We start from the raw sequence: 26726 nt of genomic DNA on the forward strand, positions 1-26726 counted from the left end.
ACCCGTTAACCCGTTAACCCGTTAACCCGTTAACCCGTTAACCCGTTAACCCGTTCACCTGTTAACCTGTTAACCCGTTCACCCGTTAGCCCGTTAACCTGTTCACCCGTTAACCCGTTAACCCGTTCACCTGTTAACCTGTTAACCTGTTAACCCGTTCACCCGTATGCAAATAGCGACTATAGATTGCGGTTCCAATTCCCTCAAATGTCTGATTGCCGAAAAGAGGGGAGAGGGATTTATTTGTCTGAAAGACCTAAGATTTCAGACCCGTCTTGCGTCTGCCCTAAACAAACAAGATTTTCTCTCCTTAGCAGCTCAGGATAGGACAATCGCTATTTTAAAAAATTTGCAGGAGAATGTATTTTCTGCTTACAAAATTGAAGAAATTCGCGCTGTCGGCACAGAAGCAATCCGCAGAGCCATTAATAAACAAGAATTTGTAAACCGTATTGTTCAAGAAACAGGAATTAAATTAACTATTATTGATGAAGCACAGGAAGCATTTTTGGAATGGAAAGGAGTGCTGAGCGGGGTTAAAAAACCCTTACAACCAATAACTATTTTTGACAGCGGAGGAGCCAGCACAGAAATTATCAACGGGGACAAGGGACTTATCCATAAAGCAACCTGTTTTCCTGTGGGAGCTGTGAATTTTACAAAAAGATATGTTCACAGCGATCCCATTTCCCAAGCTGACTTTGAGGAATTGGTTAAGAATGTTTACCTAAATTTACCCCGATCCTTTAAAATACAGGATACTTTTATCGGTGCCGGGGGAGGGGTCTATGTCTGTGCCTGCGTTGCTTCCGAGGGTAGAATTTCTTCTCCAGAAGAGGCAGATGGCTATGAAATAACCTTAAACGAACTGGAAAGACAAATTTACCTTTATATAACGACAAACCTTGAACAGCGTAAACAAATTCCCGGAATGGAAGGTGAGCGAGCCGATATTATGCTGGCTGCTGACTTGATTTATTGGACTTTACTGAAAGCCAGTGGCAAAGATAATTTTATTGTCTCTACTCGCGGAATTAGACAGGGCTTAGTTATAATATGAAGCACGCAGAATTTGCAACTTCATAAATATCAAATCGCTATGCTATTCCGTTAGTTATTTCTTATCCGGTTTCTTATTCACAATAAGCTTGTATATTTCAAACCAGGCAACACTTAAGTTGCCTAAAATTAGACAGGTTAGCGTTTCCATTACACTCATTGCTTCCAGATGAAATATGTTTGTGATTGAAGGCACTTGAGTCATCAACAAAACGATGGCAAAAACGCCTAAAAACAAAAAAGTCATACCTTTATTGGGGGTTCGGATAATTTGCACAAGGTTCTTTTGCCAGCTGCGATTGGTAGTGATCAGCATCAGATTGGAAAAAACCAGAGTTGTAAAAATATGGGCTCTTAAATGATTATCCCCCATTCCGTTATTGATTCCCCAAAAATACATAATAACCAATAATAACAATACTCCCAAACCTTGCAGGGCACCAATTACTAACCTTTTTGTGCCAAACAAACTTTCTTCTGCTGAGCGCGGAGGTCGTTCCATAATATTTTCCTCTTCCTTCTCCATTTCAAAGACAATGGAGCAGGCAGGATCAATAATCAACTCCAGAAAAGCGATATGAACAGGAAAATAGATAATCGGGTAATCCGCAAACGCTGCTGGAATCATTGCCATCCCGGCAATAGGAATATGTAAAGAAAATACATAAGTGAAGGATTTGCGCAAGTTATCATAAATTCGTCTTCCCATTTTGACAGCGCTTACTATGGACGAAAAATCGTCATCCGTTAAAACAATAGCTGATGCTTCACGCGCTACATCCGTTCCTCTTAAACCCATAGAAATACCTATGTTAGCAGCTTTTAAAGCCGGGGCATCATTAACTCCATCTCCCGTCATAGCTACAATTTCTCCATTGGTTTTAAGTGCCTGCACAATTCTTAATTTCTGATGCGGAACTACCCGGGCAAAAATTGATACCTGTTTACATCTTTCTGCTAATTCTTTATCGGAAATTTGGTCTAACTCACTACCCGATATAACATTATCAACATTTTTAAGCCCTATCTGTTTACCAATTGCTTTTGCTGTTCCAATATAATCACCGGTAATCATTATGATCCTGATTCCAGCTTTATAACATATTTTAACAGCTTCCGGAACTGTTTCTCTAATCGGATCAGCTAATCCAATTAACCCTGAATAGTGAAAAGATAAGTCAGTCAGCTTTTCAGGTAAAGCATCTTTAGTAAATTCGCAAGAGGCAATTGCTAAAACTCTAAGCCCTTCTTCTGCCAAATCTGAAACCTGATTCATTATGGCATTGGTTTCTTCCGCATTGATTTTGCAGAGTGTTAAAACTGCTTCCGGAGAACCTTTTAACGCAATTGTGTTATTTGGATTACCGGGAATTTTCCATACCTTTGCCATAGCTCGGAGCTCATCAGTTAAAGGATATTCTTTTATTTCCTGATATTTTTGCAGCTCCGTATAAGAAGAAGCATCAGAATCTATTAAGGCAATATGAATTGCTTTCTCCATTGGATCAAAGGGTTCTTTCATACTGCCTAATACGCTGTAAATTAGTGTCTTACGAATTGGCTCAGACAAAGTTGCGACACTATTTAAAGCTATGTTCTCGTTGTTATTGACTATTCTTTGCAGGGTCATTTTATTGTAAGTAATTGTTCCTGTCTTATCGGTGCATAAAACTGTAGCAGAACCCAAACTTTCAATTGCCTGTAATCTTCTAACCAGCACATTTTTTCTGGACATCCTCCATGCACCCAAAGCCATAAAAACGGTTAGAACTACTGGAAATTCTTCAGGTAATACAGACATTGCCAAAGTGATACCTGTAAGCATTGCATTTATCAGATGTTTTCTGGTGATATAAAAAACGATTACGACAAAGGCACAAATAAGCAAGGCAAAGATAGCAAAGTATTTAACTAATCTTCCTGTCTCCTTGCTAAGCCGGGTTTCCTCTTCAGTTATATTTTTCAGGGATTTACCTATTTTACCTAATTCAGTTCTTTCACCGGTGGCAAAAACTTGAGCTATGCCTCTGCCGCTGACAACTAATGTTCCGGAATATACAAAAGGTAAATCGTCTCCTCCGGGAGTGGAGGGTCTTTCCTGGTGATTCCAAACCCGTTTTCCAACCGGAACAGATTCCCCTGTTAAAAGCGATTCATCAACGCTAAGTAAATTATTTTCCAGGATATAAGCATCAGCAGGAATTCTATCACCTTCAGCTAACACAATTAAATCATCAGTAACTACTTCTCTCCCGGGAATTCTGATCTGTTCTCCATTCCGAATAACTAAAGCTCGTGGGCTGGATAAATTCTTCAATGCCTCCAAAGCTTTTTCCGTTTTGCGTTCCTGAAAAAGTTCAATTGACATAACAATTACGACGGACGCGGTTAAAACAATTGCCTCTTGCAAATCCCCTAAAAAGAAATAAATAACAGCACAGGAAACCAATAGAATAAACATTGGCTCGCTTATTACATCCAAAATCAATTTACCTAAATTACGAGCTTTTGAACCTGGCAGTTCATTATACCCTTCCTGTCTTAATTTATCTTCCACTTCTTGGGTGGTCAAGCCCTGTTTCAAGTTACTGTATTCCTTCATCTTATCTCCTCTAACAAAATAAAATCTTGTTATCAGTAATTATGTTTTTAGTCAAGGAAAACCGTTTCGTGGATAGGGAAGATAAAAGGAAGCGGGAAATTTTTTTTAGCACTCTCACTTTTAAGGCATTCCCACAAAAAAACGATGTGGATAACTCATATTTTTGGACAGAAAACTATTATAATAATTTGAAATAAGAAGCTTAACAAAAATGGCGGTCTCACAATTATGGGATCAATTAAACATTTGGAGACCACAATGATAGCAATACAGAATTAAACCACCGAATTCGTGCAAGAAAAATTGTCAAGTTTCTATAATAAAATGAGTTAGTATTTACACCAACATTTTGAACTCAACTCAGACACCGCTTTTCGCCCTATATAGAGAGCATAAATCAAGTGTTAATCTAACCTTAATCAAGCGTTAATAGTAAACGCTTGATTAAGGTATGATAAACGCTAAATTAATAGCTTTAGGAAAGGAGGATCAGAGACAGCAATAGTATATTTTGTTTTATCTTACAATTGCCAGTCAGTCCCCCCAAAAAATGCTGTGGATAAGTTATAGCACACTGTTGTATAGTTAGATATGTTATGAAAAATATTAATGCTCTCATGACTTTAGCATTGTTTTTCAGCTATATAGCTAAAGAGTATCTTGCCAAATTCGCCGATGGATCCCCTAAAATAATAAACTACAAAAAAGAAGATTTATCTATACCTAAAGAATTCATATACTATAGAATAGCTGAAGTCATTTCAGTATGCATTAACTTTATTATCCAGTATAAACGAAAACTAAGCTTAGCAGAACGTATCGACCGGCATCAAATGAAAATAAGGTTCCGGTAAAAAAATATGGGAATGCCAACCAAGCGATATTTCTATTGACAGGAATCATTATGCCTTAATTTTATAACTGAAAATAAAAAACGAATGGATGAGGAGAAAGCGATAAATGATAAAGATTGATATGATTACCAGGAATAGGAAGCAATTCCTTGACCTCTTGTTATTGGCTGACGAGCAAGAGGATATGATTGATAGATATCTGGAAAAGGGCGATATGTTTGCCCTGTATGATGATGATTTGAAGAGCATTTGCATTGTAGTGCCGATAGACAGCGATACCTGTGAATTGAAGAACATAGCGACATACGAAAAGTACCAGGGCAGAGGTTACGGCAGAACCCTGGTAAGCTATATTTGCGATTATTACAAGAAAGAATTCAAAACGATGCTGGTGGGGACTGGGGAAACTCCGGCAAGCTTGTCCTTTTATGAAGGCTGCGGATTCCAAAGATCGCATCGCCTGAAGAATTTTATGATAGACAATTATGACCATCCCATATTTGTAGGCGATATCCAACTTATTGATATGATATATCTTAAAAAGGATCTTGGTAGTGGCGATTGATGAATCCCCGTCAATATATAGGCGGAACGGCGTCCACCTGTACGGTTTTTCTGTCCACAGATTAACACGAAGTATCAATTGATTTTTCATAGATTTCACGCAGATAAGCAACGCAGATCAGGTAGATGACTTGGGGTGAGGGGGATTTATAGAACCCTCACCGCTGCGGAACATTCAACAGCGAAGGCGAAACTTGAGCATTCAACAATTTGAATGTGGATAGGGAAGAAAAGAGGAAGCGAGAAATATTTTTTTTAGCACTCTCACTTTTAGATTGACAATTTTCCAAAGTTGATTAAATTGTCTTTAGATTAGCAGTTCATAAATGGGACTGCTAAGAAAAAAATAACGGTGGAGACAATGAAAAAGAATCAGCTGCGACTTAACGAAACCCTTAAAGCACTGGTAGATGAATACATAGTCAGTTGCGAACCGGTGTCTTCCAGGATACTGAATGAGAAATATCTGCGTAATGTATCCTCAGCTACATTGCGTTTGGATTTGTTGAAACTGGAACAGATGAATTTGATTTCCCAGCCGCATACTTCGGCAGGAAGAATTCCTACTATTAAGGGCTACAGAGAGTATTTACGGTTAATTGAACCGGAAATAGAAAAGGTCAGCTATGAAGGAATGGATTTATTGCGGAGTTTACTGGTTCGTAACTATAAAGATACACCCAGAGCTTTACATTATATAATGGAGAATTTGGCAAAGGAAACGGATCAGCTTTCTTTTGTTGCTGAGCCGGAGGTCTCCAGCGGTTATTTAGCCAAATTGGATGTTTTTTCAATAGGTGAAGATAAGCTGATATTTGTTATGAGTTTGGATTCCGGTTTGGATAAAACGGTGATTTTGAAATGCGATAATGATATTACAGAAGCACAGCTGAAAAAACTGGTTCGCTATTTGAACGATGAACTGGTGGGTTTGCAGATTTATGACATTGCGAATAGAGTTTTACTGGAGATGCAGAAAAATGCTGATAACAGTATAGTTAGCTGGTTTTTAAGGGAATTGCATAAGGCATTTATAGAGATTAGCGATTTCTTTATTCACTATGATGGCAGCATAAGCTTTCTGGAGCAGAAAGAATTTGATTCTAAAAAGAATATTCTGAAGTTTATGGGCTTATTACAAAGCCAGGATTTTCTGCTTAACACGATGCGTAAATATCAAAGTGATAAAGAAACGAATGTGATTTTGGGTGAGGATTTTGCCATCAACAACTGGCTGGATTTTGCCCTTATCTATTCTAAATATGAGGTCTTTGGCATACCTGGATATTTGGGTGTTTTAGCACCTGTAAGAACAGAATATCGTAAGCTGATTCCCCTTATCAGGGATGTAGCAAGAACTATAACCAATACAACAAGGCGCGGAATGGTCGTGCCTCAGGAGATAAAGTGATGGATAAAAAAGCACAGAAAGAAGCGGAACTAAAAGAGAAAGAAACGGTTACTAAAGAAGTTACGCCAGAACAGCAACCGGATAGAACAGCAGAACTGGAAAATGAAGTAGCAGAATGGAAAGATAAATACCTGCGCTGTATGGCGGAATTTGAGAATTTTCGCAAGCGTTCCAATGCGGAAAAAGCTGATTGGATACGCCTGGCAACGCAGAAATTTGCTTTGGAAGTTTGCGATGTGCTGGATAATTTTGAACGCGCTATTCTGCAAGGGACGGAAGAAGAAAAATCTACTCCCTTCGGAAAAGGAGTGCTGATGATTGAACAGCAGCTTCGCAAAGTTCTGGAAAAAGAAGGTGTGGAAAAAATTGAGGCACTGGGGAAACCCTTCAATCCGGAGTTTCATGAAGCATTAGCTCATATTCCCAGTGACCAAAAAGAAAATACTGTTGCAGCCATCATCCAAAACGGATATAAGATGTATGATAAAGTTCTGCGTCCCGTTCGGGTGGCGGTTTCCAACGGAACAAAAATAAATAATGAATCCCAGGAGGAATAAATGGGAAAAATAATAGGAATTGATCTCGGAACAACAAACTCCTGTGTTGCCGTCGTAGAAGGTGGCAAACCAGTAGTTATTACCAATGCGGAAGGAAGTAGAACAACTCCTTCAGTAGTTGGATTTACTAAGGATGGTCAACGATTGGTAGGCCAGTTGGCAAAACGCCAGTCAATAACCAACCCTCAGAATACCGTCTATTCAATAAAACGCTTTATGGGTAGAGGGTATGACGAAGTTACCCAGGAAATTAAGCAAGTGCCTTTTAAGGTAATTCGCGGTTTAAAGAATCAGGCAGCAGTCCACATTGATATGGAAAACAAGGACTATACACCTCAGGAAATATCGGCAATGATTCTAACTAAGATGAAAGAAACGGCAGAAACATATTTGGGACAAAAAGTTACTGAAGCTGTAATAACCGTTCCCGCCTATTTTAATGATGACCAGCGTCAGGCAACAAAAGATGCCGGACGCATTGCCGGACTGGATGTGAAAAGAATTATCAATGAACCCACGGCTGCAGCTTTGGCTTATGGAATGGAAAATAAGAAGGAACAAAAAGTAGCTGTTTATGATTTGGGTGGCGGAACCTTTGATATCAGTATTCTGGATATTTCTGAAGGGGTTGTGGAAGTTCTTTCTACCAACGGCGATACTCATTTAGGCGGTGATGATTTTGACAAACGAGTTATTGATTGGATTCTGGAACAATTTAAAAAGCAGGAAGGAATGGATTTATCCCGCGATCCGATGGCAATGCAAAGATTGCGCGAAGCAGCCGAAAAAGCTAAAATAGAGCTATCTGGAACTCTTACCACTAATATTAACCTGCCGTTTATCACAGCCGACGCTACAGGACCGAAACATCTGAATCTGGATTTAAGCAGAGCAGAATTTAATCGCTTAACTGCTGACCTGGTAGAGCGTTCTTTAGGTCCCTGTAAAAGAGCTATGGAAGATGCTAAAATAAGTTCTTCAGAAATTCAGGAAGTTCTATTGGTAGGTGGCAGCACGCGTATTCCCGCAGTCCAGGAAGCAGTAGAAAAATTCTTCGGCAAAGTGCCAAATCGCAGTTTGAATCCGGATGAAGTTGTAGCTATTGGCGCTTCCATCCAAGGTGCAATCCTTTCGGGAGATGAAAAAGTAAGCGATGTGCTGCTGTTGGATGTAACTCCTCTATCTTTAGGAATTGAAACCCTGGGTGGAGTGATGACCAAACTGATTGAGCGCAATACAACTATACCAACCAAGAAGAGCCAGGTTTTTTCTACGGCAGCAGATAACCAAACTGCAGTGACGATTCATGTTTTACAAGGTGAGCGTCCCATGGCTGCAGATAATAAATCCTTAGGGCGTTTTGACCTGGTAGGAATTCCCTCTGCACCCAGAGGAATTCCTCAAATTGAAGTTACCTTTGATATTGATGCTAACGGTATCTTGCATGTATCAGCTAAAGATAAAGGCACAGGTAAAGAACAATCCATCAAAATTGATCGTGCCGGCAGTATCAGTAAAGAAGATATAGATAGAATGATTAAAGATGCGGAATTGCATTCGGAAGAAGATAAAGAACGCCAGGAATTCGTAGCTGCCAAAAATGAACTGGATACTTTAATTTTCAGCACGGAAAAGAGCTTGAGCGAATATGGAGATAAGCTTTCCAGCAGCGAAAAAAGCGAATTGGAAGAAGAAATAAAAAGTGCTAAAGAACGAATGGAAAAGGCATCAAACGCTGCAGAAATTAACGGCATAAAAGAAAATCTTGCCAAAAAAGCCCAACACTTAGGTGAGGTTATTTATGCCAATATGCAACAACAACAAGGTGCCGGTGGAGAAGGATATGACCCCAATGCAGGCGGTTTTAATTCCGAGAGCTATGAACAGAACTCTCAGGAAGAAAAACCCAAGCAGGAAGGTCCCATTGATGCCGACTTTGAAGTTGTGGATGATAAATAGTTAAAAAAACGGATTAGACGGATTTAGAGGATTAATGCGGTTACAAATATTTTTAACCGCGTTAATCCGTCTAATCCTTAAAACAGGTAGCAGGATAGAATATACGAGAGTTAATGATTAGTTTATAAGTTGTTCTGATAAATAAGTGAAAACTTTAAGAGGTTAATTAATGGCAAAACGAGATTATTACGAAATTCTGGGGGTGGATAAAAATGCCGATGATGCCACTATCAAAAAGGCATACCGGAAATTGGCAATGCAGTATCATCCTGATAAAAACCCCGATAATAAAGAAGCAGAAGAAAAGTTCAAAGAAGCAAGCGAAGCTTATGAAGTGCTTTCCGATAAGGAGAAAAGACAGATTTACGATCAATACGGTCATTCAGGATTAGAAAACCAGTTTGGTGGAGCCGGTTTCTCCTGGGAGGACTTTATGCATCGCAGTGATTTGGGTGATATCTTTGGAGACGGATTTGGCAGTATCTTTGACACTATTTTCGGAGGCGGTTTCGGAGGTAGAACTCAACGCAGCTCAAACCGATCAAACAGAGGTGAAGACCTGCAAATTGAACTATCTCTTTCACTTCAGGAAATTGCCAAAGGGGTAGAAAAAACCGTTAAGATCGGCATCAAAGAACCCTGTGAGAAATGTGGTGGAAGCGGAAGTGCGGAAGGAAAAACTGAGTCCTGCCCTCACTGTAAAGGAACAGGACAAATAAGGCAAATTCGTCAGTCACTTTTCGGACGAATGCAGACAGTGTCCGAATGCCCAAATTGCAATGGCGAAGGCAGAATCATAAAAAATAAATGCAGTAAATGTTATGGAGAGGGACGAGTAGGCATCGTTAAAGAAATCAAATTTAATATCCCTCCCGGTATTGGAGAAGGAGAATATATTCGCTTAAGAGGACAGGGTAATGTAGGAGCCCGCGGTGGAAGCAGAGGCGATATTCTTGTTCTTATCCATCAGAAACAGGATGACCTTTTTGAACGCGATGGGAATGACATTATTCTGGAATATCCTATTAGCGTTTCACAAGCTGTTTTAGGCGATGAAATTATTGTGCCAACTCTCACGGGTTCTGTAAAAATGAAGGTTCCACCCGGAACTCAAAGCGGTAGATTATTCCGTTTGAAGGGACAGGGAATTCAAAGTCATAGCAGTTATTCCAGAGGAGATCAAATAGTAAGAACGGTGGTAGTAATTCCTTCAAAACTCTCTCATGAAGAAGCCGAACTCTATAAGCGTTTAAGGGAATTTGATCTGAAAAGAGATCTGAAACCAGGTAAAAGTTTTCTTTCCAAAATGAAGGGGTATTTTAGTTAACAATGCCTTCAATTTATGTTCCTGATTTAAGCGAGGATAAAGATATCATAATTGTTAAAGGTGACGAATTTCATCATCTTATCAATGTAAAACGCATAAAAAGCAGAGAAACATTAATCTTAAACAGTGGTTCGGGTTTAATGGCAGAGGGGAAGCTGACTGAGGTTAATAAAGATAATGCTGTTATTGAAATTATTAAAAGAGAAAAAGTTCCTTTCCCGGAGAGACCTTTTGCTATTGCTTTTGCCCTTTTGAAAAAAAGGAATGATGAATTAGTGATTGAGAAATGTAGTGAATTGGGAGTTACTGCATTCTATCCTTTATTAACTGATTATAGTGTGCGAGCTCCTTCCCAAAATACTGTTTCCCGTTTTGAACGCATTGCCCTATCTGCCATAAAACAATGCGATAATCCCTGGTTACCGAGAATTAATGAGCCGCTTTCTTTAAAAGAGGCATTAAAAAAGATTCTTGCCGAGGACTGGATACCCGTTTTATGCTCTGAACAAAGACCAGCTCAAAGAATATCCATTTTACCGAATAATATTAAATCTTGTTTTATTGTAGGTCCTGAAGGTGGCTTCAGTGAAGAGGAATTCTCTTTTTTTGCGCAACAGGATATTCTCTCAATCTCTATTTGCAGTAATATAACCAGAGCAGAAACAGCAGCCATAGCTGTATCCGCTCAATTTCAAGTTTATTAACCAAAGAGATATTAAGAAAAACAGCAACGGGATGGAAAATAGGGAAGGGGAAGCTGATGGCTTGCTTAAAGGATAAGAGCAAGTGCCATTATTGTTCACTATAGCACCATATCGCTAATTGATTATTGTGCTATATTCTTTTTCTTTCCGGTGAATTCAATTTGCCTGAAAGTGAATTTGAATTATCTTCTTAATAAAAGGAGTGTTCAATGAATAACAAAAAGCTAAAGATACTCAATCCTATTATGTTCGGTGTTATTTTTATTGCTGTTGCAGCGATAATAACCTACAAGATTTCCGAATTGTTTAACTATGATGCTTACGGGTTTAAAGAAATTCACGAAATTTGCGGATTTCTCTTTGTTATTTTAGCTATCTTTCATATTGCTTATAACTGGCAATGGATTAAAAGTCAGATTTTCGGCATAAAACCAAAGAAAAAATAATATTGGTTGGTTAAACAGAGAATCTATTTTCTCTAATGTTTAAATCAGGAGTTATCACTTCTGAGATAACTTTTAGATTATTTACGAATTTGTATGGCAGTGCTTGTTACCATATTTTTACCTCTCACAGATTACACAGATAACACAGATTTCACTTGATAAGTTTTTCCGTTGCTACGAGTTATATTACAGCGTTAAAAATAGAATTGGGAAGAGGTAAGTTAAGGAAGAAGGATATTTTGTCGTTCCACTTGCAACCGGGCTGTTTAGATCCAGTGAACTTTTCAGTAGCGAAAAAGACGGGGAAGTGGTTGACGAGGACATCAACAATCCGGTTTTGGTTGACCAGGAGGTCAACCTTCCGAGTTTTTAGTTTACTGGGACATCAGCAATCCGGTTTTTGGTTGACGGGGAGGTCAACCTTCCGGGTTTTTGGTTGACCAGGAGGTCAACCTTCCGGGTTTTTAGTTGACGAGGACATCAGCAATCCGGTTTTTGGTTGACCAGGAGGTCAACCTTCCGGGTTTTTGGTTGACGGGGACATCAGCAAACCGGGGAATTACTATTTTACATAACTTAGTATCCGGCTGAGAAATTTATCTTCCTGATCAAAGTGATATTCAAGTTTCAATGCCAGCAAACGGTTTCTTAAAGGTTCAAATTTTGCCAGTTTCATAATATCCTTTTGAGTGCAGAGAATATAGTCCGGGTTCAGCTCCAGCAATCTATTCGGCAGGCAGAGGTCTTGAAAAGCATAATGGTCTGGAAAGGCATAGTGTTTCATAAAGGACAAACCCAAAGTGTGAACGCTCCGTTCAAAGGAAGCAGGATTGGCAATTGCAGAGGACAGGACTATCTTTTTATTGTTTAAGAAGGTAAGAGGAATAGTATCGTTATCTGAATTCTGGAAACAGGAAGGAGAGCCAAAACAATGAAATACAGGCAATCCTTTGCGGATAATTCTTTCCAGCCAGGGTAGTGGTGTTTGTTGTTCATTTTTATGATTAATAACAGCAATGCTTTGGGGGGGGATATTTGCAAGAGGTTCTCTTAAATAACCCGCAGGAATCACAAAGCCGTTGCCAAGTCCAAGAGAGGCATCAAAACTTACAATATCCAGGTCTCTATAAACATAATAATGTTGCAGAGCATCATCCAAAATAATTATCTCCAAATCAGGATATTCTTGCAGTAAAAGCTGAATTGCTTCTTTGCGTTTTCTGCCAACAACTACAGGAACTTCAGGCAGAGAGGAAGCAATTAAAAATGCCTCATCACCAGTTTGTTGAACATCAAACAGCAGACCTGAATCATTAGCAATAAGATGAGGGTTATTTTCCAAAGCGCCTTTATAGCCACGATGAGATACAGCTACCTTTTTTCCTGCTTCCAGCAATAGTTTTGCCAGTAAAATAGTCAGAGGTGTTTTTCCTGAACCGCCGCTAACTATATTTCCGATGCTGATTATTTTGCAAGGTGCTTGATAAGCTTTTTTTTGATAATAAGTTCTGCGTTGGTTTTGCCAGCAGCCATATATTACACTTGCCGGATAAAGGGTATATGATAGAGGAGAGCGTTTTAAAAGGTGATTTTGGATTAACTTGTTAGCATCCATTTATTTCAGGTGGGATTCAATTACATCCACCAGTTTTTCTGTTTCAAAGGGTTTATAAAGAACATCCTTCAAACCGTCAACTTTAGCCCGCACGAGCACATGATTGGGGTCATAACCAAAACCGGTCATCATAATCACAGGAATATTTTCGTTGTAGTCCTTAATTCTCCAAAACAATTCATAGCCATCCATATCGGGCATAGCAATATCCGTAACTACGAGGTCAACATTACCTTTCACGATTTCCTGGATTGCCAGCATTCCTTCATTGAAAGTGAGTATTTTCCAGTCCGGTCTCATAGCTTCCAGTTCAATTTTCAGGTTTTCAACCAGTTCTTCTTCGTCATCTACAATGCAGATAATCTTTTTTGTCTTCACAATTCTTTACCGGTGATAATTTTAAAGATTGTTAAATACTTTTGCCTGGTTTGTTCAATCACTTCCTCAGGTAAGGGAGGTGGAGGGGATTGTTTATCCCAACCGCTATTTTCCAGATAATTTCTAATAAACTGTTTATCGTAGCTTTTAGGATTTTTGCCGATTTCGTAGTCATTCAAAGACCAGAAGCGGGAAGAATCCGGAGTAAACAATTCATCAATCAGCAGAACTTCCGAACCGATTGTGCCAAATTCAAATTTTGTATCAGCCAGGATAACATCTTTTTTTAGCATTAAATCGTGGGCATAAGAATATAGTTCCAGAGCTTTGTCTTTAATATAAACAGCGAGGGATTCATCCATCCTACTCATAAATTCGCGGTAGCTGATATTTTCATCGTGACCACTTTCTACTTTTGTACTGGGAGTAAAAAGGGGATGAGGGAATTTCTGGCTTTCCTGCATTTCTTCCGCAATCAGCATTCCTCCAATTGTATTGCTTTTTTTATATTCATTCCAGGCAGAGCCGCTAAGATAACCACGCACGATACATTCAAAGGGGATTACGCGTGTTTTTTTCACCAGCATACTGCGACCATCCAGATATTTATTAAAGGGCTGTAACTCCACAGGATATTCAGAAATGTTAGCAGCGATAAAATGATTGGGAATAATATCTGATGTGGCTTGAAAGAAATAAACGGAAATAGCATTTAATATTTTTCCTTTATCGGGGATGGGATTAGGGAAAATCACATCAAATGCGGAAATGCGGTCTGTGCTAACTATTAACAAAGTTTCTCCCAAATCGTATATATCGCGCACTTTACCTTGACGACTTTGCTTTACAATCGCCAATTTGCTAATTTCATTGAACATTCAAACTCCTTACCTCTTCTGTAAAAAAAGAGTAAATAACTTTGCTTTCATCAACACTATCCAAATTAAGAGCAAGGGTCTCATTTATGCGAAATTCAGTAGTGTCAACAGGAAAATGATAATCTTTGTTCTGAAAGCGACAATAGGTGATTTTGCCTTTTTGTATTTGCAGTTCGTCACTTTCATATTCCAAATGTTTAGCGGAAATAAGAAATTTCAGCCATTCACGGTATTTGCTTAACATATCTATTTCATCATCCAGCAGGGAGGCATTATTAAATTCCAGTTCATTAAAGTATCTCTTTCTTTCCTGTTGAACAAGTTCCAAAATACCGTTTTCAGGCACCAGAAATGCCTCTTTTAAAAGTGATTCCAATTTATCGGAACCATATTCCGACTGGGTTTCAGAATTTTCCGAGAGTGCTAAACACCAGCCCCGGCATAAATTATTTTTCATTTTTTCACAGGGATATTCACCTGTCTCGCAAGCAGGTAATTTTAATATTCGCGCATAGATATCAAGCACATCTACCAGGAAAAAACGACTGCGAAAAGGACCTAAATACAACCAGTCATCATTTGTATGTTCCTGAATTGTAATAAAGGGAAAACGATGGGAATCCAGCGCTAAATAAACATATTCTGCCCAAGGCAAAATCTGATATTGATAGAGAGGTGAATTTTCCGTTAGATAACATTTATAATGAATTAATGCGGATATTGCCTGAGGGTATGTTACCCAGCTCAATTCATCTGCCTGATTCCACATTTCTTTATAAATTCCACCTTCCTGGGCTTTATCGGAAAGGAAATTCAGCTTTACCTTCAAATTGGCAGAGTAACCAGCATAGAGCTCTTCTCTTTCACTTTTTAACAAGTAAAAAACCCAGCCCTTAGGCAGTGTATCTAAATGATTCTGTATATTCTTATCTATTTTTATTGTATCCATACAACAACAATTCTTTAGTGATAGTTTATGTCAAACGAAATCCGCTAAAAGCAACAAGGGGAAACACCGTAATGTTTGCCTCACTACCTGATGCCTGCTCATTTTTTTAATGACTCTTTAACGATCCTTTAACAATGCCTTAACTTTGTTAAGGAATCGTTAAAGATATATTAGAGCAGCATAAAAGATTCAACTTGGCAGGGTATTAGGCGCAGTATAAAAACCGGTAGCGGTCTTGCAAATTGCAGGCAAAATAATTACCACCGGTAGTATTTCTTGAATTTTAATCCTGTTCATTCCGGGTTTGATATATTATTGCTTGTTACAGGGAAGAAATTACGATTTTCCGAATGCGTTTTGTGGTTACTACTAACAGTAAAGTGAAGCCAATCATAATTGTGGAAAGAGAATTGATAGTAGTGATAGTTCCTCTTCTAATGGCACCTTCCACATAAATAGGCAGGGTGTCAAATCCCCTTCCGGAAGTGAAAAAGGTAATAATAAAATCATCAATGGACAAAGTAAAAGCCAAAAGTGCCGCAGCAATTATTCCCGGCATAATAAGAGGTAATTTTATTTTCCAAAAAATAGTAGCAGGTTTTGCTCCTAAATCCATAGCCGCTTCCACCAAGGAATAATTAAATCCTTCTAAACGACTGCGGATAACGATAATGGTATAAGAGATACAAAAAGTGATATGAGCAATTAAAACAGTCAGCATTCCCGTATTAACCCTCGTAAAATTAAATAACAAAGCCAGCGAAACCCCCATTAAAATATCCGGAATCACCAGTGGAACATAGATTAAAGCAGAAAATAATTTGCGTCCGCTGAATTTATGATATTCCAGACCCAAAGCTCCCAATACCCCTAAAACCGTAGATATAAGGGTGGAGAGTCCCGCAATAAGCATTGTGTTTTTAAAAGCTTCCAGAATGGTTTTATTTTCCCAAAGCAGAGCATAATACTTAAAAGTAAAGCCCTTCCAGCCGGTAACGATTTTAGCATCGTTGAAACTGAAGATAATCAAAATCAAAATAGGAATATAGAGGAAGACCATCACCAGGGTGAAAGCAGTTAAATTCATCCCTTTAAAAAATCTACCTAAGGAAAAGCGCTTCAAACCTGTCTCCGGGATTTACTTTGTTGGTAAAGAAAATAGATCAATAACAAAAACACAGCTACAATTAATAACAGGGTTAATGACAATGCAGAAGCCATAGGCCAGTTGCGGGGAATATTTTTTACTTTATAAGTGATTACCTGTCCTAAATAGAGCGAACGCTGATTTCCTACCAGTTGAGGTATTAAATATGAACCTAAGGCAGGAATAAAAACCAGTAACCCACCGGCAAAAATACCTTCTTTGGATAGGGGTAAGGTTACTCGGAAAAAGGACTTAACTTCGTTAGCTCCCAAATCCATTGCGGCATTCAGCAAAGTCCAATCCAGTTTTTCCAGCACGCTGTATAAAGGTAAAATCATATAGGGTAAATAAACATAGACCATAACTAAGATGACGGCAAGGTCTGTTCTCATAATTTCCAGGGGCTTGGAAATAAGACCTGAACTTAGAAGAAGATTATTCAGCACCCCGTTATAGGCAAGAAAGATACGCCAGGAAAAGATGCGAATAATCAGATTTGTCCAGAAGGGAATAATAATAAAAATCAAAAGCGTGTTTTTTACTTTATCTTTTGCTCGGGCAATATAATAGGCAACAGGAAAACCCAGCAGAAAACAAAGGAGCGTTGTTAACAAAGCAAGCCGGAAAGATAAATAAAAAGTATGCAGATAAGCAGAAGTGAAACTTTGCCGATATGCGTCCAGAGTAAAGGCAAACTTCACATCGTATATATCGGCAGTTAGAAAACTATAGATAATTACTATTAAATAGGGAATTAAGAAAAAGAAAATCAACCACAGCAAAGCAGGTGCAGACAAAAGCCAGGAGGTGAAATTCTTTCGGCGGTCTGTTGCCAGCTGTAAAGCATTATTGGAATTAACTATCCGCTTGTTTTTCATTCTACCGCAGAGCGTTTGATAGAACGCTGATAATGATTTACCCCGCCTTCGGAAAGCTCTTCCGCAGTTAACACATTTTCCGGAATTTGGTCTATCAACCAGGTATCGGTATCATGCCAGAAAAGCCAGACCGGCTCTTCCCAGTCCAATGCTTTATCGTCAAAATAAACCCGTTTATGTTGACTGAAAACCCTAATTTTAAGAGCTCCTACTCTAACGATGTATTGAGTGTGAGAGCCGAGGTATAAAATATCTTCAATCACTCCCCGGAGAATATTTATATCTTCCTGATAGCGTGGTTTATTACGGGAAATGGCTATTTTTTCGGGTCTTAAAGAAACGGTTAATTCCTGTCCTATAACAGGTTGAAAATGAAAAGTGCTGTCTATATTTAAGCTGTTTCCTGTGCCATCGGGGCATTTAATTTGCACATAGTCATCTTCAATACCGGTAACTTCACCGCAAATTAAATTGGTCTCTCCAATAAAATATGCCGAAAAAATACTATTTGGACGCTCATAGATATCATCCGGAGGTCCTGCTTGAATAATATTGCCGTAATTCATAACAGCAACCCGATCGGAAATGCTCATTGCTTCGTTTTGGTCGTGAGTTACATAAATAAAGGTAATGCCCACAGCGTCGTGAATATTCATCAGTTCAATCAGCATATGTTGACGCAGTTTCAGGTCTAAGGCAGCCAGGGGTTCATCCAAAAGAAGAACCTTGGGTTGGTTAATTAAAGCTCTGGCTATGGCTACGCGCTGTTTTTGTCCACCGGAAATCTGGTCGGGATATTTTTTTGCCTGATCATCCATTTTAACCAGCGAGAGCATTTCCATCACCCTGCTTTTAATTTCATTTTTGGGAGTTTTCCGAATTCTTAAACCGAAGGCAACATTATCAAATACAGAGATATGCGGAAAGAGAGAATAATTCTGAAAAATAGTGTTTACCTGTCTTTTATAAGGCGGTAAATAGGTTATATCGTTATTGCCAATTAAAACTCTGCCGGCGCTGGGAATTTCAAAACCGGCAATCATTCTTAACAGCGTTGTTTTACCGCAACCACTTGGTCCTAAGAACGAAAATAACTCTCCGCTTTTAATTGTTAACGACACATTTTCCACGGCAACAAAGCCGTCAAAATCCTTGCTTAAACACTCCAGATGGATTTCTTCCAACTTTGTTTATACCTGCCTTGCCAGCTTTTGAAATAAGCTGACGCTAAGAATATACAGTTTCATTTACCTTACCTCAAATTTAATAAGCAAAAAAATACAGTGGGGAATGCCGGGCGGCATCCCCACTGTTCGGAGGGCATTCTATGTAGGGTCTGTAGACTTAAGACACTTATAAATAGCAGCAGAATCTTGTCAAGCGAAAAATGTAGATTTTTTTCCTTTTCTTTGTAGCTGAATTTCAACATTGCTCTATTTTACTATTACTAACTTGCTTTTATAGCTTTTAGAGCCCTGTAAAATTTCTATCAGATACAATCCGTTGGAGGCAAAATTACCTTTAAAGTCACGTCCGTTCCAGGATATATTTTGAATTCCGTTCTCCTTGGAAAATATCTTTTCCGTATATAGCAGCTGCCCTTTTAGATTGTAAATCTTGAAGATGAGAGGAGAATTAAACTCCGTATAAAATTTCAGCTGCATAATTTCACTGCCTGCGGGTTTATAAGGATTGGGATAAACTCCGATAATTCCTTCCGGCATAACAGGTATTGCTTCTCCATCGCTTATGGAAACATAGCTAATCGGAACTTCAAACCATAAATCCTGTCCTGGAAGATAACCTGCATTGGGAGGATTAACTCCATCGTAAGCTGTGAAACTATATAAAAAAGTATGGTTGTCGGCAGTAAATTCCGGATAATATATAAAAATATAACTGCTATCCGTTAATGTATCCATCGGAAAAGACAGAATGGGAGAAGTATCTATCTGATATCGGAAAAGCACTTGACTGATGCCGCTTGGGTCATTAGCGTTCAGAATAAAACTGATGGGCTCGCTTTGATTGCTGATTGAAGAAATGGGAGTGTGTGTTAAAACAGGAGGTATCATATCCGGTTGAATTACAAAAAGATGAGGGTCTAATACCGCAAAAATCGGTTGGTTTGCATTCCTTCCTGATTGGTCTGCCGCGTGAATAAAATAACGAATGGTATCTCCCTCGGCAAATCCACCTAAAGAAGTGGTATAGTTATTTCGGGTAAGCGGTTGCAGATAACTTCTTTGCCAGATGCCGGAATTTACCTGATAGCAAACGAAAAGGGAATCGGAATATAATGGCAGCCCGCTATGGGCTGTTATTTCAGTGTTGATAACAAGGTCAGTTGCAGAGGGAACAATACCGTGCCAGGGAGTATGCACAATTTGCAGCATATTTTTATCCGGAATTTCATGCGTTCTGCAATGTAAGGCGTCCGTTGATTCCCAGGGAGCGGAACTGGTTTGAGAAACACCAATCACTTCATAACCGGGCATAGCATTACGGTATGCTTGAAGAGCGGCATTGTCATTACTGCCTCCTACAATGGGCACAAAGACCTTTTTATTCAAAATCAGGGAATTGGTGTAGGGCTCATTGGAAGGAGTGTAAACTCTATAAACACGATAAGGATAACCCCAGGCACAATTGTGGGAGGCAAAATAGGCAGCTGCATTTTCTATAGCGTTATATTGAGAATGGCTGGTAGGAACGCTACGGATCATTATTTTATCGGGAGCCAGAAACTTTGCCCAACAATCAATGTGGTCAATATAAGTGTTATTAGGATCTTCCGATACCAGATAATTAGTAATGCCCAAATAATGTTGCATCTTAGTGTTTACATCGGTTTGATTATTGTTGTTTTCGGTATAAACCAAAGTTGTTTGCGCAGCAGAATTAATACCATCGCACATATAATTTCCCCCTGTCTGTTGTAAATTCATTCCGAAATAATTCAGAGACAACTGATTAGCAAAGACCTGAGGAACTAAATTGTCATTAGGACGGGGACGATTGTAAACATAATCCACTACTCCATAATCACCATTGCCATCAAAAATGAACCAGGGTCCGTAATCCCTTGTCCAGTAAGAATCCGTGGCAGCATTAATAAAACTTACATTATTCATATTTACTCCGCCATTGGTAAAAGCGGAAACAGCAGCTGCCTGTTGGGAACTGCTTACCAGGCAGATTACATTGGCAGTATTAGCTAATTGGACAACCAGCGAAACCGGGATGCCTAAAGGATAACGAATTAAAACATCCGAAGCAGGTTCAAATTCAGCAATAGGACGAACAGGTGCTACCGGGGGATTTGTTTCCGTAAACCGCGTTGCAATTTCTGCTTTGTCTGCAGGCAGACCGTGATGTGCAAAAACAGCAGGATGCAAAAGCAAGAGCATACTGCTTAATAAAATGATGCGTAATAAGCTTAGGTTTTTCATTAACCTATACTCCTCTATCTGTTCAATAAACTTATATATATTATTTCTCTTATTGAAGACCAATTGTGCTTTTCGGGCAAGCTGGAATTCAGTTTATTATTAACGCTTTAACCGTAGTTTCAAGGTAAGTAATAGATAAACAATTTTTATGCTATACTCTAATATTTTGTGTTTTTCTTATGGCTGGCATTTATGAAGAAATCACCGCAGACGGTTTTAGTATTGGAACAGGATAATAACGATAATTCCCAGGCATATTTGCGGGCTTAGCAAATTCCTCTGGCAACAAGAAATTCCCAGGGTTTTTTCAGGTTATATGCCATAATTTCTCTTTTCTTCCCGTATAAATTATCAGGAACTATTTTTTCATATAACTTCATTACCAGATAAGTGGTGAAAGGTAGCTCCAATAGTTTTGCTGCCTTGTCCACGATTTGAATTCCGTCGCATACAATATCCAGGGTTGTTTCTTCCATCAAATTAGTGTTGCAAAGGATTTCTGTAATTTTTAGGCGGGAAGTGGCTTCCAGACCTTCTTTCATCGTGATAATCTCTTCCATCGTAGAAGTGAAGGGACGCATCGTATTTACAATATAAAGCATATTGTAACCCCGTTTCTTTATCGGTTCTTCAAAACGCCCTAATGTTCTACAACCGGCAGGGTCACCACCTACATCCAGAATAACAGTTTTAGCGGGATTTTGAATAGCTCCTTTAATGCGGGGAGAAATCATCGGCAAATCGCTATGCTTATATTCACCTTCCGGAGCTATAATATCTATGCCTTCCACAGCAAATTCCTCTTGCATTTCGCGGGAGCGGAAATAGGGATTTACCACATCCAAATCAGCTAAAACTACATCCAGACCCTGGTTTTTAAAGCTACGCGCCAAATGCAGGGAAAATTCACTTTTCCCGCTTCCATAAGCCCCAATAATAATATTTAATCGGGAATCCATATATTACATCCTGTAAATTAAATCATTTCTTGAAGGATAAGTTCTTTAGCTTTTCCGGGCAAACAGGTCTCCCCGGAAGATATATATAATTCATCCAGTTTCAATCCGCGATAGTGATTATAGCCCAAAGTCCACCTCTGGAACTGGATTTTTAGTTCCGGTCGCAATGCTCTATCCAATGGTGGAACAGGTCATCGCTTAAGGACTCAAAATCCAGATAAAAGCCATCAGCCAGCTTTTGGATATGGGAATGATGCTCACGGCTATCTTCATCATAAACAGCAAAAACAGTCATTCCTGCAGCTTTTCCTGCTTGCACACCGGTTAAAGTATCTTCAATCACCAAACAGTTTTCCGGCTTTTCCTGTAAGCGTTCTGCAGCTAAACGATAAATATCGGGATAGGGTTTTCCCCTTAAGTTAATATCACCGGTAACAGCACACTGAAATAAGTGCCACACGGAATTGCGAAGAAGCACTTTTTTTGCCAGCTCCAGAGAATTGCTTGTGCCCAGTCCTATTTTTATATTGTTTTCCTGCAATCTTTTCAGCAGTTCCCGGGCACCAGGTTTCAGTTCAATCGTCGTGGCATATAAATTGCCAACCATTTCTGTCCATTCCTGCATAATGCTTTCAGGGCTATCCGGTAAACCAAATCTATCCTTAAAATACTGTGCTGTTTGAATAAAGCTGTTACCAGCAGGAAGGTGATCAAAAAGGTCGGTAGGAACTTCCAGCAAGCGCGATTGTAAAAATACCTGATCTACATTCCGCCAAACCTGCATAGAATCTATTAAAGTTCCATCCATATCAAAGATTACTGCCTGGAAGTTGTGCATAAGGGAAACATCCTTTATTGTTCAAGGAAATAATATAACTGGAGCGGGAAACGGGATTCGAACCCGCGACATCAACCTTGGCAAGGTTGCGCTCTGCCAACTGAGCTATTCCCGCTTTTGGTACCAGAGGCCGGACTTGAACCGGCACGAGCAAGATGCTCGAGGGATTTTAAGTCCCTTGTGTCTACCAATTCCACCACTCCGGCAGAATAAATAACTGGAGGCGACACCCGGATTTGAACCGGGGATAAAGGTTTTGCAGACCTCTGCCTTACCACTTGGCTATGTCGCCAAAAAAACAATTTCTTAAGCCAAGGATGCGGAGCTATAGCGAGCTCCGGTTACAACCACGATGCGGAGCTACAGCGAGCTCCGACTACAACCACGATGCGGAGCTACAGCGAGCTCCGGCTACAACCACTTGGCTATGTTGCCAAAAAACAATTTTCTGGAGCGGGAAACGGGATTCGAACCCGCGACATCAACCTTGGCAAGGTTGCGCTCTGCCAACTGAGCTATTCCCGCAGAAGATAACTTAGGCAGTCCCCAAAAAATTAAGGTCAGCTTTTCTGTCAATCAAAATGTATCCGCTTCACTGAAGACATCGGCTGTAAAACGATAGACAACGCTGGCAGGATCAAGATAGGCATTCGCATAGAGACCGGCTTTACGACACACTTCTTGCAAAAATGTCTCCGGTTTCCAGTTATATTCAACTGCCACCTGAGGCAAAAGTAAACCGCTTCCGTAAGGATGTTGAATGTAAAGTCCGTCTCTGCCGATTACGGGTAATTCGTTTTTTTGCAGGGGAATAAGCTCTTCTAAAATAGATATTTCAAGGGTTACTCTTTCCAATTCCTTTTCCGTTAAAGGAGGGAAACGCGGGTCTTGAAAAGCGGCTGCAAGAGCCATTTCTTTCACGCTTTCGGCGATAGATTTATAGCCCTTGATATAGCCAATGCAACCTCGTAAATTGCCATTTATATGTAAACTGACAAAGACCCCGCGTTTAGGTTGGAAAGCAGGGTCTTCAGGCATAGTTACAAATTGAGGTTTAAAATGAGAGCTAATGCTATTTCGGGCAAGGGAAAGCAGTGTTTTTTTCTGTTCCGGGGTAAACATATTTTCTCCTCCTTCAGTTAAATATACAGTTTTGCTGAAAGATAGCCCACTACCTGGGAATCATTACCGGATACTTTTCCGGAATGGGTATACTGCACAACTTTCATTTTAGCATTGCTATAGTGTTGGGCGTAATAGAGCAGAGCCAAAATACCTCCAATTCCACAGGCCTCACAATTGCTATGGAGAATATCCTGCCAAAGGTGTTCCGGGTCTAATGCTGTTACATTTTTAACCAATATTCCATCCATTTCTTCAGCTGTTCGGGCACGATGATAGTGAGATAAATCTGAAGAACAGAGAATAACAATCCGCTCTGTAGAGGTGTAGATTGTTTCATACAGAACTTCCGCCAACCTTTTAGAGACAGCTGGAATCTGGTTTCCAATCATAATAGGCAGGATTTTTGCTTGGGGGAAGAAATAGTTCAAGATTGGCAGTTGAATTTCCATAGAGTGTTCTTCCTGATGCAAAATAAGGGGAATATTTTGGTCTGCTTCAGGGGCTATTTTATTGTATAGTTCCATATTCAGAGCCAAATTTCCCAGGGGATTTACATATTCCTGATAGGGGGAAACACTGAAATCAAAATAGTTTGCCTGATGGCTGGGATGAAGGATTATGAAACTATCAATATTTTCGTGGGAAATGCTATGGATACCCAAAGTAGCGCATTCCCCGGAATACATATAACCAGCATGGGGAAGAATTACCCCCAAAGCTCGTTCCGAAGAAATAGGGGTTTCGGCTTTACTTATCCAGCCCTCTATTTGCCGTTTGATTTGTTGTTCAAATCGGGGATAGAAGGTTCCGGCGTGCATCGGATTACGAATCATTGTTCACCTCCTGGAAGAGGAAGAAGGATTATATAGGTTCCTGCTTTTTGCTCTTCCGCTGTTAAATTTCCTGTTTGCCAATTTTCGTTATAGGTAGGGCTGATAACCGCAATTTTCTTTTTAGGCAGCATTTCTTGAACTCTGCTAACGGTTCCGTAAAAATAGCGGCTGTGAAAATCACCGTTAAAATGAATAAGGCGAGCTTTAGGTTTCAATTTCAGGGCATTAACAATGCTTTCCGCCATTGTTTCATCTTTCAGGCATTGAGCTTGATACATCCATTCCGGATTGTTATTCATCATTGGCGAATGCATTTCTGCCTGAGCTGCCAGGAATGCTTGTTTATAGTTATCATCCGGATAATCCACTTTCTGAGGTAGCCATTTTTTATCTTCTTCGGTTAATCCCTCGGCAAAGTTCTCCCCCGTTCTTGCCATTTTTCCTGCAATAGAACGAGGAATATTAGCTGCGAGAACAGTTATTTTGTGCTGTTTAGCATATTCAATCAGGGGACGGTAGTCATCCTGATAATTACTCCAGGGACGGCTTTTAGCCAGAAATTCCTCTTCTGCAAGCCAACCTTCTATATAGGCATCTAAATCACTTTGCACATCGCGTTCAAACATTTCCAGCGATAAAATCAGTTCCCTTTTATTATTCAGTAAAGGGATTAGTTCTCTTTCCAGTTTGTGGAGCAGAGCATTATCGTGGTCTTCTCCAAAAAAGATAACATCATACTTTGCCAGTGCCTTAGCCATTTGCGAGAAGGTTAATGTCTTTCCTGTGCGGGAATCTACGATGCGATATTCCTCTGCCGATAGCATAGTTAAGCTCATAATGATAATCAGGATTATGATGAGATATTTCATTCTTCCTTCCTTAAATAGTTCTACTAATAATTTAAACGAATTTTGTGCTTATTGCCAGCCATAATTTTGCGAAATTCAGTTTCCTGCTCTACAGGCAGAGAGAGAGTAAAACTTATTTCTTCCGACCAAGTTACCTGCTCAATTTCTCCTCCGATTGCCTGAAAGGAATGTTTCAGGTTTTCAAAAGAGGCATAATCACAAATCAGGGAATACGAAATAAGTTGCTTTGCCTCTATCAAATAGCTTTGTGATATTGCCTGTTCCACAGCATCAGAATAGGCAGTAATTAATCCCTTAACCCCCAATTTTACACCTCCAAAATAACGGGATACAATAGCCAGAACATTTGTCAGGTCATTACGCAACAGGGTATTTAAGATTGGCTTTCCAGCTGTCCCGGATGGTTCTCCGGCATCGGAATAATAGCTAATTTCTCTGTGCAAACCGTAAAGATAGGCATAGCAATTATGAGTGGCATCGGCAAAGAGACAATTGTGTTCGTTCAATATCTCTTTAATCTCTTCTTTTGCGGATAGAGGATACAGCCCAGCCACGAATCTGGAACGCTTTATTTTTATCTCACTTTCTATCTTTTTTTCAATTGTATACAGCACTTTGAACTCCCGCACTCCCGCACTTTGAACTCCCGCACTTTGAACTCCCGCACTTCATTTCACCTTCGGAATATCTTTCCAGTGGGTTGTATAGTGAGGTGAAAGTTTTGCGCGTTTCATTTTCCAGTCCTTATTTATTCCGCTGCTGGCATAAAACAGCGTATCCTGACCATAAGTTTTGTTCAGTTTATCTATTGTTTCCATCAATTTTTTGCGTTTATCATCCAGATAATTTATCTCCATAAAACTCAATGGCACATCCTTTTCGGGAATTATATCTGCCAGCATAACTCCTGCCTTTTTATATTCAAAACCCGGTAAATATAATTCCTCCAGGAGGTCAAGCGCTGTTTTAATCAATTCGGGAGTATAAGCAGTAGGTGGAAAGAGAGTTGTGGAAAGGGAATTATTATATTGCGGACCTTCTTTAAACCGATTTGTAGAAAGAAAAACCATTAGCAGTCCGGTAACGCATTTTTGTTTCCGCAATTTTTCTGCAGCTCTGGTAACATATTCAGAGACCGCCTCTTGCAATTCAATTAAAGCAGAAACCTGTTTACCGAAAGAGCGTGAAGTTACAATACTTTTTTTAGCAGCAGGCGCTTCATCCAAATCAATACAAGCATAGCCACGCAATTCCAAAACGGTTTTTAACCCCATACTGGTTAAATAGTGCTCAATAAATTTATCATCCGCATTGCGCAATTG

General features: G+C 39.5%; 25 protein-coding genes and 4 tRNA genes. 8 read left to right on the plus strand and 21 right to left on the minus strand.

Annotated features, from left to right (window positions below; translation table 11 throughout):
- The first annotated feature begins 166 nt into the window (after positions 1 to 166).
- Positions 167 to 1060, plus strand: a complete 894-nt coding sequence (locus tag PLE33_03340; protein ID HPS60281.1) for an exopolyphosphatase — start codon at positions 167 to 169, stop codon at positions 1058 to 1060.
- A gap of 54 nt (positions 1061 to 1114) precedes the next feature.
- Here PLE33_03340 and PLE33_03345 read toward each other — a convergent pair whose 3' ends face one another.
- Positions 1115 to 3661, minus strand: a complete 2547-nt coding sequence (locus tag PLE33_03345; protein ID HPS60282.1) for an HAD-IC family P-type ATPase — start codon at positions 3659 to 3661, stop codon at positions 1115 to 1117.
- Between the two features lie 1017 nt (positions 3662 to 4678).
- On the opposite strand from PLE33_03345, the gene PLE33_03350 reads away from it, so the two are divergent.
- The 7 genes from PLE33_03350 (at position 4679) to PLE33_03380 (ending at position 11483) form a co-directional block, all read left to right on the plus strand.
- Positions 4679 to 5080, plus strand: coding sequence for a GNAT family N-acetyltransferase (locus tag PLE33_03350; protein ID HPS60283.1), 402 nt, complete (start codon positions 4679 to 4681; stop codon positions 5078 to 5080).
- Between the two features lie 360 nt (positions 5081 to 5440).
- Positions 5441 to 6490: a heat-inducible transcriptional repressor HrcA gene (hrcA, locus tag PLE33_03355; protein HPS60284.1), complete on the plus strand. Its 1050-nt coding sequence runs from the start codon at positions 5441 to 5443 to the stop codon at positions 6488 to 6490.
- Positions 6490 to 7047, plus strand: a complete 558-nt coding sequence (gene grpE, locus PLE33_03360; protein ID HPS60285.1) for a nucleotide exchange factor GrpE — start codon at positions 6490 to 6492, stop codon at positions 7045 to 7047. Before hrcA ends, grpE begins: the two co-directional genes overlap by 1 nt.
- Positions 7048 to 9006, plus strand: a complete 1959-nt coding sequence (gene dnaK, locus PLE33_03365) for a molecular chaperone DnaK (GenBank protein ID HPS60286.1) — start codon at positions 7048 to 7050, stop codon at positions 9004 to 9006. It begins immediately after the preceding gene.
- Between the two features lie 169 nt (positions 9007 to 9175).
- Complete coding sequence (gene dnaJ, locus PLE33_03370; protein ID HPS60287.1) at positions 9176 to 10333, plus strand: molecular chaperone DnaJ; 1158 nt, start codon at positions 9176 to 9178, stop codon at positions 10331 to 10333.
- Positions 10334 to 10335: 2 nt separating this feature from the next.
- Positions 10336 to 11037: an RsmE family RNA methyltransferase gene (locus tag PLE33_03375; GenBank protein HPS60288.1), complete on the plus strand. Its 702-nt coding sequence runs from the start codon at positions 10336 to 10338 to the stop codon at positions 11035 to 11037.
- 209 nt (positions 11038 to 11246) lie between these two features.
- Positions 11247 to 11483 (plus strand): DUF4405 domain-containing protein, encoded by a 237-nt coding sequence (locus PLE33_03380; GenBank protein HPS60289.1) that lies wholly within the window; start codon positions 11247 to 11249, stop codon positions 11481 to 11483.
- A gap of 562 nt (positions 11484 to 12045) precedes the next feature.
- Here PLE33_03380 and lpxK read toward each other — a convergent pair.
- From lpxK to PLE33_03480, 20 genes are all read right to left on the minus strand, one after another.
- Positions 12046 to 13098 (minus strand): tetraacyldisaccharide 4'-kinase, encoded by a 1053-nt coding sequence (lpxK, locus tag PLE33_03385; protein HPS60290.1) that lies wholly within the window; start codon positions 13096 to 13098, stop codon positions 12046 to 12048.
- On the minus strand, positions 13099 to 13476 hold the full coding sequence (locus PLE33_03390; GenBank protein HPS60291.1) for a response regulator: 378 nt from the start codon (positions 13474 to 13476) through the stop codon (positions 13099 to 13101).
- Positions 13473 to 14354: a phosphoribosylaminoimidazolesuccinocarboxamide synthase gene (locus PLE33_03395; GenBank protein HPS60292.1), complete on the minus strand. Its 882-nt coding sequence runs from the start codon at positions 14352 to 14354 to the stop codon at positions 13473 to 13475. The genes PLE33_03390 and PLE33_03395 overlap by 4 nt, the downstream gene beginning before the upstream one ends.
- Positions 14344 to 15303 (minus strand): hypothetical protein, encoded by a 960-nt coding sequence (locus tag PLE33_03400; GenBank protein ID HPS60293.1) that lies wholly within the window; start codon positions 15301 to 15303, stop codon positions 14344 to 14346. Before PLE33_03400 ends, PLE33_03395 begins: the two co-directional genes overlap by 11 nt.
- Positions 15304 to 15625: 322 nt before the next feature.
- Positions 15626 to 16426: an ABC transporter permease gene (locus PLE33_03405; GenBank protein HPS60294.1), complete on the minus strand. Its 801-nt coding sequence runs from the start codon at positions 16424 to 16426 to the stop codon at positions 15626 to 15628.
- Positions 16423 to 17328 (minus strand): ABC transporter permease, encoded by a 906-nt coding sequence (locus PLE33_03410; protein HPS60295.1) that lies wholly within the window; start codon positions 17326 to 17328, stop codon positions 16423 to 16425. Before PLE33_03410 ends, PLE33_03405 begins: the two co-directional genes overlap by 4 nt.
- Positions 17325 to 18512, minus strand: coding sequence for an ABC transporter ATP-binding protein (locus PLE33_03415; protein HPS60296.1), 1188 nt, complete (start codon positions 18510 to 18512; stop codon positions 17325 to 17327). Before PLE33_03415 ends, PLE33_03410 begins: the two co-directional genes overlap by 4 nt.
- 249 nt (positions 18513 to 18761) lie before the next feature.
- Complete coding sequence (locus tag PLE33_03420) at positions 18762 to 20780, minus strand: agmatine deiminase family protein (protein ID HPS60297.1); 2019 nt, start codon at positions 20778 to 20780, stop codon at positions 18762 to 18764.
- A 266-nt stretch (positions 20781 to 21046) separates the two neighbouring features.
- Entirely contained in the window at positions 21047 to 21739 is a 693-nt protein-coding gene (locus tag PLE33_03425) for a hypothetical protein (protein HPS60298.1), read from the minus strand.
- A 17-nt stretch (positions 21740 to 21756) separates the two neighbouring features.
- A complete protein-coding gene (locus PLE33_03430; protein HPS60299.1) occupies positions 21757 to 21906 on the minus strand; it encodes a hypothetical protein in 150 nt (49 codons plus the stop codon).
- Positions 21891 to 22577: an HAD family phosphatase gene (locus tag PLE33_03435; GenBank protein HPS60300.1), complete on the minus strand. Its 687-nt coding sequence runs from the start codon at positions 22575 to 22577 to the stop codon at positions 21891 to 21893. The genes PLE33_03430 and PLE33_03435 overlap by 16 nt, the downstream gene beginning before the upstream one ends.
- A gap of 39 nt (positions 22578 to 22616) precedes the next feature.
- Positions 22617 to 22692, minus strand: a tRNA-Gly gene (locus tag PLE33_03440).
- 3 nt (positions 22693 to 22695) lie between these two features.
- Positions 22696 to 22783 (minus strand) — tRNA-Leu (locus PLE33_03445).
- A 12-nt stretch (positions 22784 to 22795) separates the two neighbouring features.
- Positions 22796 to 22869: transfer RNA gene (locus tag PLE33_03450), tRNA-Cys, on the minus strand.
- A 157-nt stretch (positions 22870 to 23026) separates the two neighbouring features.
- Positions 23027 to 23102: transfer RNA gene (locus PLE33_03455), tRNA-Gly, on the minus strand.
- Positions 23103 to 23153: 51 nt separating this feature from the next.
- Entirely contained in the window at positions 23154 to 23699 is a 546-nt protein-coding gene (gene amrA / locus PLE33_03460) for an AmmeMemoRadiSam system protein A (GenBank protein ID HPS60301.1), read from the minus strand.
- A 17-nt stretch (positions 23700 to 23716) separates the two neighbouring features.
- Positions 23717 to 24535 carry an AmmeMemoRadiSam system protein B gene (gene amrB / locus PLE33_03465; protein ID HPS60302.1) on the minus strand — a complete coding sequence of 273 codons (819 nt, stop codon included), beginning with the start codon at positions 24533 to 24535 and terminating at the stop codon, positions 23717 to 23719.
- Positions 24532 to 25404 (minus strand): ChaN family lipoprotein, encoded by an 873-nt coding sequence (locus PLE33_03470; protein ID HPS60303.1) that lies wholly within the window; start codon positions 25402 to 25404, stop codon positions 24532 to 24534. Before PLE33_03470 ends, amrB begins: the two co-directional genes overlap by 4 nt.
- Before the next feature lie 23 nt (positions 25405 to 25427).
- Positions 25428 to 26018: a YigZ family protein gene (locus PLE33_03475; protein HPS60304.1), complete on the minus strand. Its 591-nt coding sequence runs from the start codon at positions 26016 to 26018 to the stop codon at positions 25428 to 25430.
- A gap of 54 nt (positions 26019 to 26072) precedes the next feature.
- On the minus strand, positions 26073 to 26726 hold a 654-nt coding region (locus PLE33_03480; protein HPS60305.1), incomplete at its 5' end, for a DUF4113 domain-containing protein.

The sequence above is a fragment of the Candidatus Cloacimonas sp. genome (assembly GCA_035403355.1).
Taxonomy (GTDB): domain Bacteria; phylum Cloacimonadota; class Cloacimonadia; order Cloacimonadales; family Cloacimonadaceae; genus Cloacimonas.